Below are 15156 nucleotides of genomic sequence, written 5' to 3'. Positions count from 1 at the left end.
CGCGCAAAACAGTTACGTTGTTGTGGTCGCGATCACAACTCATGCGCATTCCGATGCGTCACCGCGACAACCCCGTCGAAGTTGGAGGGTCGATGATGACCGAATCGCTCGCCGATCGCCGCCTGTCGCGACGCTCGATGCTGAAGTCGAGCCTGCTGTTCGGTGCCGGTCTGGCCATCGCTCCCGCGGTGGTGTCCTGCGCCACGCCGACGGGACGCCCAGGACCGACCACCATCAGCCTCGGTCTCAATCGGGCACTGAACACGCTCGACAACAAGCTGCTGCAGTATGACGCCGCGCTGACCGTGCAGCGCGCGGTGCGGCAGGCGCTGACCGAGATCGACGCCGATCTCAAGCCCCGACTGGTGCTCGCCGACCAGTTCCGGCTCGTGGACCCGACCACCTGGTACGTCCGGCTGCGGCCCGGTATCCGCTACTCGGACGGCGCACCGGTCGAGGTTCGTGACGTGGCCACGGCGCTGTCGATGTACTCCCAGGTCAACGGATCCTTTGTCGCGGGCTTCTTCCCCGAGTGGCCCACTGTGGAGCAGATCGACGACGCCAGCTTCACGTTGCGCACGACGCGGCCCGTGCCGGTGCTCGACTACCTGATGAGCAACATCTTGATCACCCCGGCGGCGGCCAACAAACCCGAGGACCTCTCCGGTGGAGTCGGCACCGGGCCCTATGTGGTGACACAGTCGGATCGCGGACAGGGCACCTACACCTTGGCGCGCAACGAGAACTACTGGGGCGCAGCGCCGCACGTGGAATCGGTGCGGGTGCGGTTCATGCCCGACGAATCGAGCCGCGTCGTGGCCCTGCGCAGCGGTGAGATCGACGTCATCGACTCCATCACCCCCGATTCCACCGACCAGATCTCCGGGCTGGCCGGCGTGGCCGTTCAGCATGCGGACGGGGTGCGTCTGAACCAGCTCTTCTACAACTTCCGCAAGCCCCCGAGCTCTCCGATGGCAGATGCGCGGGTGCGCCGGGCGCTCACCTACGCGATCGACGGGCAGTCCCTCATCGACAACGTCATGCAGGGCTCGGCCACCGCCTCCCGCGGCGTCATTCCGTTGAGCCTGGCCGGCGCCGTCGAAACCGGCAACTACACCTACGATCCGGACCGCGCCAAGTCCGAGCTCAGAGCCCTGGGGCTCGATGATCTGCGCGTCAAGATCATCTGGGAGAGCGGTGAATTCGCAGCAGACACCGACATCATGGAGTCGGTGGTGCAGATGCTCTCAGCTGTGGGGGTCAACGCCGTGCTCCAGCAGTTCGAGCCCGGCGGCGACATCGCCCAGTGGCGGCAGGGTAAGGCCGGCGACTGGGACATCCTCGGCAACGGCTACCCCAGCCCCACCGGCTTGGCGCTGACGATCATGCAGGGGATGTATGCAGGCACCGCCGCCAAGGAGGCCACCCGGGACACCTACCACGGTTACGTGTTCCCCGACATCACGAAGACCATCACGGCTGCCTCCGAAGAAGTGGACCCTGTCCGCCGCGATGCCCTGCTCGCCGACGCGCAACGGCAGATCTGGGCGACCTGCCCGTGCCTCTGGTCCTTCGTCCCGAAGGCCGTCCTCGGCCGCCGGAGTCGCATCGACGGGATCAACCTGCGCCCCACCAACTCCTACGACCTCGCCGCTGTGACGCTGAACGGAAACGCATGAGCACCGCCACCGCCGACACCACCACCCTGCAGCCCGACGGCGTGCTGCGGGATCACGCCGAAGAGGGCCGCCACGAAACGTTGCTGCCGCCGCCGCGCGTCCAGAACCACGCCGCGAACCTCACGATGCTGCCCGACGGATCCCTGGCGTGCGTGTGGTTCTCGGGCACGCAGGAGGGCGTGGCAGACATCAGTGTCTGGTTCTCCCGACTGCCCGCCGGCGAGACGGTCTGGACGCAGCCGGTACAGATGTCCGACGACAGCACGCGATCCGAGCAGAACCCCGTGCTGCACGTCCGCGACGGCGGTGAGGTGTGGCTGCTGTGGACGTCGCAGCACGCCGGCAACCAGGACACCGCGCGGGTGCAGCGACGCATCTCGAACGACGGCGGAAACACCTGGGGCCCGGTGCACACCATGGTCGCCGAAACCCCGCATGCGGGTGTGTTCATCCGCCAACCCCTGACCGTGCTGCCGAGCGGCCGACTGCTGCTGCCGATCTTCTACTGTGTGCGCACCCCGGGCGAGAAGTGGGTCGGCAACCACGATTACAGCGCCGTGCTCATCTCCGACGACGACGGATCGACCTGGCGTGAGGTGGTGGTGCCCGACAGTATTGGCTGCGTACACATGAACATCGGCCGTCTCTCCGACGGCACACTGGTCGCGCTGTTCCGCAGTCGGTGGGCCGATTCGATCTACCGCAGCGTGTCCACCGACGACGGCGAATCGTGGTCGGCGCCGCAGCCCACCGAACTGCCCAACAACAACTCCTCGATCCAGTTCGTCGTACTGCCCGACGATCGACTTGCGTTGGTGTACAACCATTCCAGTGCCGCCGACGCCACGGCCCGACGTCTCTCGCTGTACGACGAGATCGACGACGACGGACTCGCCGAGGGCGCCCAGCACCCTGTCACGCCTGAGCCGTCGGCGATCGACGCCGACGCGCGCACCGCGTTCTGGGGTGCCCCGCGGGCCCCGATGACGCTTGCGATCTCCCGTGACGGCGGACTGACGTGGCCCGTCCGCCGCACCGTCGAAGACGGTGATGGTTACTGCCTGTCCAACAACTCCCGCGATGCGCTCAACCGCGAGCTGTCGTACCCGTCGATCTGCGCGGACGGTCAGACGCTGCACGTCGCGTTCACGCGCTTCCGTCAGGCGATCGAGTATGTCGGACTGGACAATTCGTGGGTGTACGGAAGCGCGACATGAGCGAGGTCAAAAGCGCCACCAAGCAAGCCATCGTGACGGGGGTCAGCTCCGGAATCGGTGCGGCCATCGCCGAGCGGCTGCTCGCCGACGGCTGGCGCGTGCTGGGGCTCAGTCGCCGCAAGCCCGCCCTCGACGACGACCGTTTCGACTGGTGCGAAACCGACATGGCGGACTTCGGCCAGATCCAGCGCCACCTCGCTGGGCTGCAGACCGTCGACGCGGTCATCCACGCGGCCGGTGTCCAATTCGCAGCGCCGGTGGGCGAACTGGATCTCGGGCACAGTGCGCAGATGTGGCGCATCCACGTCGGTGCGGCCGAAGCGCTTGTCGACACCCTGGCCTCCCGGATCGCCGAGGGTGGCCGCATCGTCCTGATCGGCAGCCGCACGATGAGTGGCAATCCCGGCAAGAGCCAGTACGCCGCCACCAAATCCGCACTCACGGGCATGGCTCGCTCGTGGGCAGCCGAACTCGTCACGCGAGGCATCACCGTCAACGTCGTCGCCCCGGGACCCACGGACACCCCGATGTTGGCCGACCCGAACCGGGCACGAACCCCCGCCACGGTGCCCCCGATGGGGCGCCTCATCGACTCCGGTGAAGTCGCCGGCCTGGTCACCTTCCTACTGGGCGCCGACGCGCGCAGCATCACCGGCCAGGTCATCACCCAATGTGCAGGTCTGTCGCTATGAGCACTTCTGCCGACATCCTCGTTCTCGCCGACGACCTCTCCGGTGCCGCCGAGGCCGCCGCATCCTTCCTCGGCCGCGTCCCCGAGGCGAGGCTCGTGCTGGACCCGGCGCACGCGGACCTTTCCGGCGTCACCGTTGTCGACCTGAACACGCGGGCAGCGCCGCCGTCACAGACGGATTCGGTTCTGGAGTCCACCCTCGACCGCAGCCCCGCGGACCGTCTCACGATCGTCAAGATCGACTCACTGTTGCGCGGGCACATCGGTTCGACCGTGGACGTCCTGGCCGATCGCGGCCCGGTCGTCGTCGCGGCCGGGCTTCCCGGTCTCGGCCGCACTGTGCGCGACGGTGTGCTCCACGTCGACGGCGTTCCCCTGCACCGCACCGACCTGTGGCACCTGGAGCCGGCACCACCGCCGCTGTCGATCACCGACGTCGTCCGGCGCCCCAGCCGCATCTGCTCGTCGCCGGCGGACATCGCCGTCGCGGTGGCCGACGGTGCGGTGGCGATCTGCGATGTGGCCTCAGACGCCGACCTCGATGCCACGCTCGCCGCCGCTCGACAGGTACCGGGTGTCCAATTGGTCGGAACCGCAGCGCTGACGGCTGCCCTGGCGCGCACACTGGACGCGAGCTCTTCCGTATCGATCGCCGAAAACGACGGTCAATCAGTCATTTTGACCGTCGTGGGCACCGGAGCCAGGAATGCGACGGCACAGGTTGCGGCGCTCGTCGGCGCCGGTGCGGTACCGATCACGGTCGCAGCCGACGAGCTCCTCACGGGCACCGCCGAATCGTCCCGACTGGCTGAGACATTGGCGACGCACGCGCAGGTCGTCCTCACCATCACCGGATCGGTGCCGGCGGAGCAGCGCACTGCGTTGGCCTCTCGGCTGGGCGCTCATGTCGCCGCCGGTGACCGTGAGGCGAGACAGCGCCCCGATCTCGTCCTGACCGGCGGGGAGACCGCCCGCGCGGTCATCGACGCGCTCGGATACGACGCGCTGCGGCCGGTCGACGTCGTGCACCACGGAGCTGTCGTCAGTGTGGCCTCCGACGGTCGCAGGATCGTGACTCGCCCCGGAAGCTTCGGCGATCGCGACAGTTTCGTCGACATCGCAGCGCACCTGAGTTCCTCACGTGCGGACAGGGTTTCACCCACCCACCACCCGATGCTTTCACCCACCCACCACCCGATGTTTTCACCCACCCACCAGTTGAAGGGCACCACCATGACGCCGAACTCCGGCACCGCAGCACTTCCCGTCGTCGCCGTCACCATGGGGGATGGCGCCGGGATCGGTCCCGAGGTGATCGTCCCGGCACTCCTGGACGACGCCGTCGCGGGGTGGTGCGTCCCCGTCGTGATCGGAGACGCGAAGCGGCTGACCCAAGCCGCGGACATCCTGGGCATCACGTGTGACATCGTTGCGGTCGAGACGGTCGGCGACGCCCGTGTGGCGCCGGGCCGGATCAACGTCATCGACCTCGACCTGCTTCCGGCAGACCTGCCCTGGGGTGAGCTGTCGGCCGTCGCCGGCAACGCCGCCTACGAATACATCCGGGTGGCAAGCGAACTGGCGGTTCGCGGCGAAGTCCAGGCGATCTGTACCGCGCCGCTGAACAAGGAGGCGCTGCACGCCGCGGGACACATCTATCCGGGGCACACCGAGCTTCTCGCCCACCTGACGGGTACCGAGGAGGTGTCGATGATGTTGTCGTCGCCGAAGCTGAAGGTCATTCACGTCACCACTCACATCGGGCTGCTCGACGCCGTCGCAAAAATCGAACCGGGCCTGGTGGAACGAACGGTGCGCCGCGGGCATGACGCACTCGTGCGGTCGGGCAATCCGCATCCCAAGATCGGTCTCTGCGGTATCAACCCACACGCGGGGGAGAACGGGCTCTTCGGCTACGGCGAAGAAGACCAGAAGATCGTGCCGGCTGTCGAAGCGCTGGTCGCCGACGGGATCGACGCGCACGGACCACTGCCGGCCGACACCGCCTTCTTCCTCGCCGGCCGCGGCGACTACGACCTGATCGTGGCGATGTACCACGATCAGGGACACGGACCGGTCAAGGTGCTCGGTATCGAGGCGGGCGTCAACATCACGGTCGGTCTGCCGGTCATCCGGACGTCGGTCGATCACGGAACCGCCTTCGACATTGCGGGCAAAGGCATCGCGGAGGCGGGTAGCATGGTCGAAGCTCTGCGCCAGGCCGCCGAACTTGCCACCAGCACAACGGTTCTCAATTAGGAGTGGGTGATGCCACCACGTGGGTCGACGGGCCGCCGCGCTGAGATCATTCGGCTGGCCCGGTCCACAGGGCTGGCGAGCGTCGAAGAGTTGTCGGCCCAGTTCGGCGTGACCGCGTCGACGATCCGCCGCGACCTGAGCCTGCTGACCGAAGAGGGACTGATCGCGCGCACCTACGGAGGTGCGATCGCGCTCGGGCGGCAGCCGGAGTCCTCGATCCGGCAACGGGCGATGCAGGGATTCGACGCCAAGCACGCCATCGCCAAGTGGGCGGCCGAGCAGGTGCAACCCGGCGAGACCATACTGCTCGACGCGGGCACCACGGTGGGGGCGATGGGCGATTACCTGCGCACCGTCGCCGATCTCACGGTGGTGACCGCTGGTCTCACCGCTCTCGAAGCCCTTGCCGACGCTGACGCAGTCCGCGTCGAGTGCATCGGCGGCACTCTGCGGCACCTCAGCCAGGGTTTCGTCGGCCCGTTGGCCGAGGCCACGCTGGAGCGGCTGACGTTCGATCGCGCCTTCCTGGGCGCAGACGCGGTCAACTCGGAACTGGGGATTTGCGAAGCGGAGCTGGAACAGACTCGGCTCAAGGAACTGATGATGCAGCGCGCGGAGACGGTCTACGTGCTGGCCCACGCACAGAAGCTGGGGCGCAGGCCATTTCACGCGTGGGCGCCGATTCCGGCCGGCGCCACGCTGGTGACCGACTCCGACGTCACCGAGGACCAGATCCGTTCGTTCGAAAAGGCTTCGCTGACCGTCGCGGTGGCGCCGCAGCTTCTGGACCCGGCGGTCAGACCCGCGACGTGATCCGCGGACCGCGATGGCTCACGCGCGTGTCTGCGGTCGGGCCCTGGCACTTCGACATCGAAGCACTACAGTCGGGCCATGGCCGACACCCTGAACCCCGTCCAACTGCGGGCGTACTTCGCACTGATGGAGTCGGTCAGCTTGTTGCAATACGCGGTACGCCAACAGCTGCTGGACGACGGGGGCTTGAGTTACGTGCAATTCGAGATTCTCGCCAAACTCTCGGACAACGATCGACCGCTCACGATGACCGATCTCGCCGACGGCGTCGTCTACAGCCGTTCCGGGTTGACGCACCAGGCCGGGCTGCTCGAGAAGCAAGGATTGATCAGCCGCGCCGCGTCCTCGGAGGACCAGCGCGCCACCGTCGTCGAGATCACCGCGCGCGGCCGTGACCGGCTGGCCGCGGTGTTGCCGGGGCACATCGACGTCGTGCAGGAGTTGCTCTTCGACGCGCTTTCGGCCCGAGATGTACGCGCACTCGCAGACATGATGAGCGCGGCGCGCGACCACATGCGTGCTCGCCCGCCGCGCTCGGCCGCCCCCCGCAGACACCGCGCCGACTGACCGGCGTCAGTGTCGCGCGGGGACGAGCAGCGTCTTGCCGTGCAGGCGCCCCGCGTCAGAGGCGTCGTGCACCGCGGCGGCCTCAGCAAGAGGGCGGCGATCGGCGACCTCGATGCGCAGCTGTCCGTCGTCGACGCGGTGCGCCAGTGCAGCCAGCTGGGCGGCGTCGCTGCGGACGAACACGCGCTGGGTGCGGATTCCCCGCGGCGGGTTCTCGGGTCCGAACACCATGGTCCCGACGTGGAAACCGCCGTCTCCGATCAGGCTGATCAAGGCCTCGGTTTGCGAGTCGGTGGTGGAGACCAGGTTGAGCACCACGTCGAACGGTGCCCCCTCGACGCGGATCGGTGATCGGTCGTAGTCGAGGTACCCCACCGTGCGATCAGCGCCGAGATCAAGCAGCCGTTGTGTGTCGCGGTCCCTCGCCGTGGCGGTGACGTGCGCGCCGGCCTGCTTGGCCAACTGCACGGCGTAGCCGCCGACGGCTCCGGCGGCGCCGTTGATCAATACACGTTGCCCGGCCGTGAGCCCGGCGATCTCGAACAGCGCCTGCCAGGCGGTCAGTGCGGGCTCGGGGAGTGCTGCGGTATCGACGAGGGGCACCGACGTGGGGGCCGCCGCCAATGCGTAGGCGGGCACCAGGGCGTACTCGGCTGCCGCGCCGTCAGCGTCGAGGGGCAGGAACGCCACCACGGCGTCGCCGAGCGTCCATCCGGTCACGCCGTCGCCGAGCTCCGCGATCGTGCCGGCCACGTCCACACCCGGGATGTGGGGGAAGTCGACCTCGTAGACCTCTGTCAGGTAGCCGCCCCGGATGCCCGCGTCCACCGGGTTGAACGATGTGGCGGCGACCTCGACCAGCACCTGCTGCGGGCCGGGTGTCGGGCGCGGAGCGTCCTCGTAACGCAACACGTCACTGCCGCCGTACTCGTGATACCGCACTGCCTTCATGGTGTCCTCCTCGATCATGTGCTTCGCATTCGAAGCATCTGCGGGTGACAACTCGCTTCGACATCGAAACATTCCGGAGGTGCGCGGTGGATCGATAGGTCGGCCTGACCGGGGCCGCAGTGGGCCGGCCGCGCCAGCCGGCGCCGGAGTCGGTCAGCTGAAGCGGACGGCGAGGGTGGCCAACCCGAAGATCTTCTTTCCGGCCGACTTCGCGCCGACGATCAGGACGCCCGACCGGGTCTCGGGGTCAAGCGACTTCACCTTGCCGCTGAACTCGACGTCGGCGCCCTCCTTGGCGGACACGATCGCCGGCGCCGACAGCCGAACGGCGAACCGCAGCGCCGCCCCGGGATCACCGGTCCACGACGAGGCGAACCCGGCGCCCAGGCCCATCGTCAACATGCCGTGGGCGATCACGTCGGGCAACCCGGCCAGCTTGGCGAGGTCCTCGTCCCAGTGAATGGGGTTGGCATCACCGGCCACCCCGGCGTAGTTGACGAGATCGCCCCGCGACAGGCGGGTGTGGTGCACCGGGATCTCCTCGCCGGCTGACACGTCGGTGAACGCACGTGAGCCCGGCGTGCGTGTCGAGCCGCCGTCGGACAGCCGGACGTCGCCGTCGGGGCGCACCGTCTTCTCGTAATTCTCCTGCGAACCCCCGATGTCGAGGATGTTCATGTCGTGCATCATCGCGTTCTGCACCGCGGCCTTGACGTCAGCGCCGATGTCCTCGGCGGTCACCCCGACCACCGTCGTGTGCAGCGTGTGCACCCGTTCGCCGGCGGTATCGGTGAACGTGTTCGTCACCGTGATCAGGTCACGTCCGGCGATGCGGCGCACCGACGTCAGCTCGACATCGATCTTCAACTCGTCGCCCGCCACGATCGGACGGTGCTGCTCGAAGACCTCCTCGGTCTGCATGTAGGTGTCGTAGCCGACCACGACCTCTTCGAACATCCGACGGTTGCACTGCATCCCCGGCGCCGACGTGAAGGTCAGTGGCGCCACGAGATCGGGATAGCCCAGTTCAGCGGCGGCGTCGACATCCCAGTGCGCGGGGTGATAGTCCTGCACTGCACGGGCGTACTCGCGGAGCTTCTCGCGGCCGACCAGATACGTGCCGTCCATCTGGTAGTAGTGGCCCACCCGGGCTTCCAACGGCGACGTTTCTGCTGCGGCAGTCATGGATTGCACACTAATCGGCATGGCAGAACGGTCGGCGGGGGCGGCGGGCGACGGGCTCACCGCCTCCCAGCAGCGGGCGTGGATCAGCTACATGCGGGTGTACCACCGGCTCGAGTACGAGATGAACCGGCACCTCCAGCGCGACTGCGGGTTGTCCCTTGCGGACTACACGGTGCTCAATGCGCTGTACAACGCACCCGACGGCAAGGCGCAACTGTCCAGCCTGGCCACCGTCATCGGATGGGAGCGCAGCCGGCTCTCTCACCACCTGAAGCGCATGGCCACACGCGGGCTGATCGACCGGCTGCCGTCGGCTGACGACCGCCGCGCCACCGACATCACGCTGACCGCCGACGGGGTGCGCCAATTCCGAGCCGCCGTTCCGATCCATGCGGCCTGGGTGCGAGAGACGGTTTTCTCCGACACCGACCGTGGCCAGGAGTCGGCGCTCGCCGACATCCTGGCCACGGTCCACGACTCACTGCTGCGTACGGGCTCGCTCCCACCTCCGGAATTCGGCTCGCCGACCGAGTGATTCACACCTGTTCTGCCCCGCCGTCGACGAACACTTCCGCGCCCGTCATGAAGCTGCTCTGATCCGAGGCCAGGAACAGCACCGCCGCGGCGATCTCCTCAGGCTGACCCACCCGGCCCAACGGCACGTCCGCGGCTTGGGCGTCGAGGAGCTCCTGCTCACTGCCCGGAGCCAGACCGACGAGTCCGGGGGTTTCGACAGGTCCCGGCACGACGGTGTTGACGCGGACGCCGCTGCTCGCCAACTCGGCGGCCCAGGTGCGGCCGAACGACCGGATCGCGGCCTTCGTCGCGGCGTACACGCTGAACGACGGTGTCCCGTTGGATGCCGCGGTCGAGCCCGCGAGGACGATCGAGGCGCCGCGATTGAGCAGGGGCAGCACCTTCTGCACGGTGAACAGTGTGCCGCCGACATTGGTGGTGAACGTGGTGGTGAAGTGTTCGACAGTGATGTCCTGCAGCGCGGCGAACTCTCCGCCGCCGGCGTTGGCGAAGACGACGTCCAATCCTTCACCGCGCGCCTCGATGACCTCGACGACCGCGTCGAGTTCCTCGGGTTTCGACACGTCGCTGCGCACACCGGTCGCGGCGTCGCCGATCGACGCGACTGCCGCATCGAGAGCCTCCTGCCGGCGCCCGGTGATCACGACATGCGCACCCTCGGCTGCGAGTCGCTGAGCAGTGGCCAGTCCGATCCCGGATGTCCCGCCGGTGACCAGTGCGGTCTTGCCTTCCAGCTGTCCCATGATGTTTCCCTTCTTCGCGGTGGACGTGCGCTACAACATGCGTGACATGTCACCTATTCCGGCGGCGTCGCTACGGTGGTGTGGTGTTGTTCTTGCTGTTCGGCATCGGAACCAAGCGCAAACCCCTCGGCGCGGGAGGCATGCGGACGTGCCCTCGATGCCACAACACCACGCAGTGGACGCGGATGCGCCAGTTCCGCCAGTTCAGCGTCTTCTTCGTTCCGCTGATGCGGTGGAAACGACAGGAGTTCGAGATGTGTGGAATCTGCGGCACCGCCGTCACCACATGAGGCCCGCTCAGATTGGCGTCGGACGAGAAGCCTCGATACGTTCGTCGGCGTGACGTTTCCCGCGCTCAGTTCGCTCGCCCGGTGGATGGCCCCTGTCATCGCCGTGACCGCCGTGGCCACCGCCGGCGCCCTCGCAGGACCGGCGCCCGCCGATCTGCGTACCGACACCGTGCGCCTGGCCGCCGACGCCAACCCGCTTGCCGGCCTGCCGTTCTACGTCAACCCCGACTCCAAGGGCGTCCGGGCAGCGCGCAGTGTCGGCAACCCCGTGCTCGACCGTGTCGTCAACACGCCGACCGCGTACTGGATGGATCAGCTGTCCACGCCCGCAGTGGACGCGAAGTACATCGCGACCGCTCAGGCGGCGGGCACCATGCCGATCCTCGCCCTCTACGGAATTCCGCACCGCGACTGCGGCAGCTTCGCCGCGGGCGGCTTCGGGTCCGCGGGCGCCTACCGCAACTGGATCGACGGTGTCGCGGGAGCCATCGGCGGCGGGCCGGCCACCGTCATCCTCGAACCCGACGCTCTCGCGATGGCCGACTGCCTCTCCGGCGATCAGCGGCAGGAGCGATTCGACCTGATCTCCTACGCCGTGGACACGCTGACGCGCAATCCCGGCACCGCCGTGTACGTCGACGCCGGCCACTCGCGCTGGGTCAGCGCCGACGAGATGGCCAACCGGCTCAACCAGGTGGGCGTCGCCAAGGCGCGCGGCTTCAGCCTCAACACCGCGAACTTTTTCACCACCGACGAGGAGGTCGGCTACGGCTCGGCGATCTCCGGGATGACCGGTGGCAAGCCGTTCGTCATCGACACCTCGCGCAACGGTGCCGGACCGGTCGAAGGGGATCCGCTGTACTGGTGCAACCCGACCGGACGCGCGCTCGGCGTGGCACCCACCGCGAACACCGGCAACCCGCAGATCGACGCCTTCCTCTGGGTGAAGCGGCCCGGCGAATCCGACGGCTCCTGTGGCCGGGGCGAGCCCGGCGCAGGCACATTCGTCAACCAATACGCCGTCGACCTGGCGCGCAACGCCGGCTGGTGAGACTGCTCGCCGCGTAGGATTTCTCCGCGAGAAACCCCAGGCGGAAGGACAGGCGGTGGCGAGCGGACCCGATACCGCGACGCTGGAACGGGTGCTGGAGGCGGCCGGCTGGGCGCCGTCAGCGCAGAACGCCCAACCCTGGTCGTGGCACGTCGACCCGAACGGCCTGCATCTTGACGCCGATTGGAGCCGCCGGCTCGGCGACTCACCCTTCGACCGTTGCGATGTCCTGCTCGCCTGCGGAGCGGTGCTCGACCACTGCGCGATCGCGCTGGACGCCGCCGGCTGGGCCACCCGCATCCACCGCTTCCCGGGCGGCACCGTCCTCGATCCCAGGCTCGATCCCGTGCGCTTGGCCACCTTCGAGACAATCGAATCCGCTCCGATGCCGGCCGCTCGTGAGCTTGCCGACGTCATCCACCGCCGCAGGTCGGACCGTCGCCACTACGCATCTGCTACCCTCCCCGAGACAACGGTCGAAACGCTACTGGTGCGTGCCGCGCGCCGCGGTGTCGAGCTGGGGGTCGTCCCGGCCGCGCGATGGCACCGCGACGACACCGGGCAGGTGCATCTGCACTACGGCGACCACGCGGAGACGTCCGCGGCTCCCGCCGACGGTGTGCTGCTCGCACTCGGCACCGAGGACGACAGCGACGCGGCCCGGCTGCGTGCCGGGGAAGCGGCCAGCCGCGTTCTCCTCTCGGCGACCGCGATGGGGCTGGCGTCCTGCCCCTTGACCGAACCGCTGCGCCCGGCGCGGGACAGGGTCGCGTTGGCATGCGAGGTGTTCGACGGGCAGAGGCATGCGCAGATGCTGATCCGCATCGGCACGCAACCGGCCGATGTACCGGGTGTCTCCGCCGTCGTCCGGCGGTCTGTGGCCGAGACGACGACGTGGGCGGTGGACGGCGGTCAGCGGCGAATACGCTGAATCGTCGTGCGGCTCGCCGGCCGGTGCCACCCCGCCTGTGCGGTCCAGATGACGTGTGCGAGGCCGTGGCCCAGTCGGTCGAGACGGGCCAGCGCCGACGACAGATCGGTGGCAAGCGGGAGCTCGCCGTCCGGATCGCAGATCGACAGCAGGCGGCGGACCGGGTCACCCCCCACGATCGTCCAGTCCACATCGCTGCGTGTGCAGTGCACGCTGATGTAGTAGAGCGCGGTGAAGCCCGCCGAGCCGAAGAAGTCGACGGCACGCAAGTCGAGCACGAGCTGTTTCGAGATACGTGTGTGTCGCTGGACGTAGCGGCCGAACTCCCGACCGTTGACCGCGTCGATCTCGCCGATGACCGCGATGGCCACGCGAGTGGACGAACACTGGCGGGCCTCGAAAATGGCTGGCCCGCAACGCTGTTGCTCGTAATCCGTGCTGTAGGCGAGGGAAAAGCTGCGGTGCTTTTCGGCGGCGGTCATCGTGGGATACCTCGGATCGGTTGAACTCGTGGACAGTCCGCGGGCTGGAAGCTCAACCAAAGTCAAGATAATACGGATTTCGTTTGAGCGAAAGGTCTGCGTCCATTCTGTGAGCGTGCCCCTCAGCAGGGCATCTGTGTCTGTGCGGTGCCTGAATATTGACGCTCGAGCTGATCCGCGGATCGAACGCAACGAAATCCGTCGCCACGCCACCGCAGGCACAATGGATCGTGCCCTCACACGCGATCATCTCCGGTGCCGGTATCGGCGGCCCCGCTCTGGCCCATCAACTCAACGCGCGCGGATGGCGCACCACGATCCTCGAGCGCTATCCGCAGCGCCGCGACGAGGGACAGAACGTCGACATCCGCGGCGCCGCCCGCGACGTCATCCGCCGGATGGGTATCGACGCCGACGTGCGCGCAGCCAACACCACCGAGATCGGAACCCGGTTCGTCACCGCCGACGGCAGGGCTGTCGCGTCGTTCCCGGTCGGCAGCGGCGGCCACTCCGACGGACCCACCGCGGAACTGGAGATCCTGCGCGGCGAACTGTCCCGCATCCTCGTCGAGCACACGGCGGAGGCCACCGACTACCGATTCGAGACCCAGCTCGTCGACGTGACCGACCACGGCGACCGGGTGACGGCGGCGCTGAGCGACGGCTCCACGCTCGACGCCGACGTCGTCGTCATCGCCGAGGGTCTGTATTCGCGCTCACGCCGATTCGTCACTCCCGTCGACGTGCACAGGCTCGGCATGTACTGCGCCTACGCCACGCTGCCTCGCGACGACAGCGATGACCGGTGGTGGAACTGGCAGCACGCCACCAAGTCCCGCAGCGTGCACCTACGACCGGACAACCTCGGAACCACGCGCGGGATGCTGTCCTTCCTCTCCGACGTGCGCGGGCTGGAGGAACTCGGCCGTCGCGACCTGGTCACAGTGCTGCGGCGCACGTTCGCCGATGTCGGTGGCGCCGCACCGCGCATCCTCGATGCGCTGGACGCCGATGCGCCCATGTACTTCTCCGCGGTCGGCCAGGTGCATCCGCCGGTGTGGAGCAAGGGCCGCATCGGGTTGCTCGGCGACAGCGCGTTCTGCAACGCGACGTTCGGCGGCGCGGGCACCAGCCTCGCCCTGATCGGCGGCTACCTTCTGGCCCGTGAGCTCGCCGACGGCGACGACCCGAGTACCGCACTGCACCGTTACCGCGACGCCATGCGGCCCTTCGTCGCGACGGCGCCCACCGTGCGAGAGAACTCGCTGCGCTTGGCCAACCCGCGATCGCGATTCGGGGTGCGCGCCGTACACACCGTCGCGCGCGCCGCTGCGGGCCCCCTCGGGAAAGCGGTCAGCACAGTTTCCGGGATGGCCGGCATCGGCGGTGACCAGCAGTCACTGGACTGAGTCCGGCAGCAGCGCATCGATCACCGTCATCTCGGCAACCGTCGCCCACGACGGATTCGACTGCACCGGAACGCGAAACACCTCCAGGGAGGCCAGATCCGGACTCGTGCGGAGCTGCTCAGCGGTCAGCGGCTCGGAGAGCAGCGGGATGTGCACCGGCACCCGGTGCCTGCCGTCGGCGACCGCCACGTCACCGGTGATCCGGCCGACGCCCCAGATACCGCGGTCAGGTCGCGTCGTCACCCACAGCAGCACCCGCTGCCCAGGCCGCATAAACCGCGTCCGGTAGTTGTCGGCCACGCACCACCGCGGCGCGGTGTGCCCGGCCGAGACCATCGGCTCCACGGGCGT

At 68.1% G+C, this 15156-nt stretch carries 16 protein-coding genes; 11 read left to right on the top strand and 5 right to left on the bottom strand.

All coding sequences use genetic code 11. The features are described from left to right. Positions 1-92: 92 nt before the first annotated feature. The 6 genes from ACZ50N_RS26340 (at position 93) to ACZ50N_RS26315 (ending at position 7226) form a co-directional block, all read left to right on the top strand. Positions 93-1679: an ABC transporter substrate-binding protein gene (locus ACZ50N_RS26340; RefSeq protein WP_464474170.1), complete on the top strand. Its 1587-nt coding sequence runs from the start codon at positions 93-95 to the stop codon at positions 1677-1679. Then, positions 1676-2896 (top strand): sialidase family protein, encoded by a 1221-nt coding sequence (locus ACZ50N_RS26335; RefSeq protein WP_464474169.1) that lies wholly within the window; start codon positions 1676-1678, stop codon positions 2894-2896. Before ACZ50N_RS26340 ends, ACZ50N_RS26335 begins: the two co-directional genes overlap by 4 nt. Then, positions 2893-3588, top strand: coding sequence for an SDR family NAD(P)-dependent oxidoreductase (locus ACZ50N_RS26330; protein WP_464474168.1), 696 nt, complete (start codon positions 2893-2895; stop codon positions 3586-3588). Before ACZ50N_RS26335 ends, ACZ50N_RS26330 begins: the two co-directional genes overlap by 4 nt. Beyond that, a complete protein-coding gene (gene pdxA / locus ACZ50N_RS26325) occupies positions 3585-5846 on the top strand; it encodes a 4-hydroxythreonine-4-phosphate dehydrogenase PdxA (protein WP_464474167.1) in 2262 nt (753 codons plus the stop codon). The genes ACZ50N_RS26330 and pdxA overlap by 4 nt, the downstream gene beginning before the upstream one ends. A 9-nt stretch (positions 5847-5855) precedes the next feature. Next, positions 5856-6659 (top strand): DeoR/GlpR family DNA-binding transcription regulator, encoded by an 804-nt coding sequence (locus ACZ50N_RS26320; protein ID WP_464474166.1) that lies wholly within the window; start codon positions 5856-5858, stop codon positions 6657-6659. 78 nt (positions 6660-6737) lie between these two features. Beyond that, on the top strand, positions 6738-7226 hold the full coding sequence (locus ACZ50N_RS26315; protein ID WP_073682161.1) for a MarR family winged helix-turn-helix transcriptional regulator: 489 nt from the start codon (positions 6738-6740) through the stop codon (positions 7224-7226). A 6-nt stretch (positions 7227-7232) separates the two neighbouring features. Here the strand turns inward: ACZ50N_RS26315 and ACZ50N_RS26310 are convergent, their stop codons facing one another. Further along, a complete protein-coding gene (locus tag ACZ50N_RS26310; protein WP_464474165.1) occupies positions 7233-8177 on the bottom strand; it encodes an NADP-dependent oxidoreductase in 945 nt (314 codons plus the stop codon). A gap of 153 nt (positions 8178-8330) precedes the next feature. Continuing rightward, positions 8331-9362, bottom strand: coding sequence for a fused (3R)-hydroxyacyl-ACP dehydratase subunits HadA/HadB (locus ACZ50N_RS26305; protein WP_046364231.1), 1032 nt, complete (start codon positions 9360-9362; stop codon positions 8331-8333). Positions 9363-9381: 19 nt separating this feature from the next. On the opposite strand from ACZ50N_RS26305, the gene ACZ50N_RS26300 reads away from it, so the two are divergent. Then, the gene (locus ACZ50N_RS26300) at positions 9382-9897 is read left to right on the top strand and encodes a MarR family winged helix-turn-helix transcriptional regulator (protein WP_048424991.1); all 516 of its coding nucleotides are present in this window, start codon (positions 9382-9384) and stop codon (positions 9895-9897) included. A gap of 1 nt (position 9898) precedes the next feature. On the opposite strand, the gene ACZ50N_RS26295 is transcribed toward ACZ50N_RS26300, so the two are convergent. Beyond that, positions 9899-10642: an SDR family oxidoreductase gene (locus tag ACZ50N_RS26295; RefSeq protein WP_133412607.1), complete on the bottom strand. Its 744-nt coding sequence runs from the start codon at positions 10640-10642 to the stop codon at positions 9899-9901. Positions 10643-10725: 83 nt separating this feature from the next. Between ACZ50N_RS26295 and ACZ50N_RS26290 the strand changes: the two genes are divergently transcribed. The 3 genes from ACZ50N_RS26290 to ACZ50N_RS26280 all read left to right on the top strand — a co-directional run bounded on the left by ACZ50N_RS26290 (position 10726) and on the right by ACZ50N_RS26280 (position 12914). After that, complete coding sequence (locus ACZ50N_RS26290; protein WP_133412606.1) at positions 10726-10932, top strand: zinc-ribbon domain-containing protein; 207 nt, start codon at positions 10726-10728, stop codon at positions 10930-10932. A gap of 85 nt (positions 10933-11017) precedes the next feature. Next, positions 11018-11983 (top strand): glycoside hydrolase family 6 protein, encoded by a 966-nt coding sequence (locus ACZ50N_RS26285; RefSeq protein ID WP_464475725.1) that lies wholly within the window; start codon positions 11018-11020, stop codon positions 11981-11983. Positions 11984-12038: 55 nt separating this feature from the next. Continuing rightward, positions 12039-12914, top strand: coding sequence for a nitroreductase family protein (locus ACZ50N_RS26280; RefSeq protein ID WP_464474164.1), 876 nt, complete (start codon positions 12039-12041; stop codon positions 12912-12914). On the opposite strand, the gene ACZ50N_RS26275 is transcribed toward ACZ50N_RS26280, so the two are convergent. Beyond that, positions 12896-13396, bottom strand: a complete 501-nt coding sequence (locus ACZ50N_RS26275) for an STAS domain-containing protein (protein WP_048424994.1) — start codon at positions 13394-13396, stop codon at positions 12896-12898. The genes ACZ50N_RS26280 and ACZ50N_RS26275 overlap by 19 nt on opposite strands. A gap of 230 nt (positions 13397-13626) precedes the next feature. On the opposite strand from ACZ50N_RS26275, the gene ACZ50N_RS26270 reads away from it, so the two are divergent. Further along, positions 13627-14805, top strand: coding sequence for an FAD-dependent monooxygenase (locus ACZ50N_RS26270; protein WP_048425110.1), 1179 nt, complete (start codon positions 13627-13629; stop codon positions 14803-14805). Here ACZ50N_RS26270 and ACZ50N_RS26265 read toward each other — a convergent pair. Then, positions 14794-15141 (bottom strand): hypothetical protein, encoded by a 348-nt coding sequence (locus tag ACZ50N_RS26265; RefSeq protein WP_464475724.1) that lies wholly within the window; start codon positions 15139-15141, stop codon positions 14794-14796. The genes ACZ50N_RS26270 and ACZ50N_RS26265 overlap by 12 nt on opposite strands. Positions 15142-15156 lie beyond the last annotated feature (15 nt).

The organism is Mycolicibacterium obuense (assembly GCF_055397605.1).
This window is presented reverse-complemented; position numbering and strand designations above follow the sequence as displayed.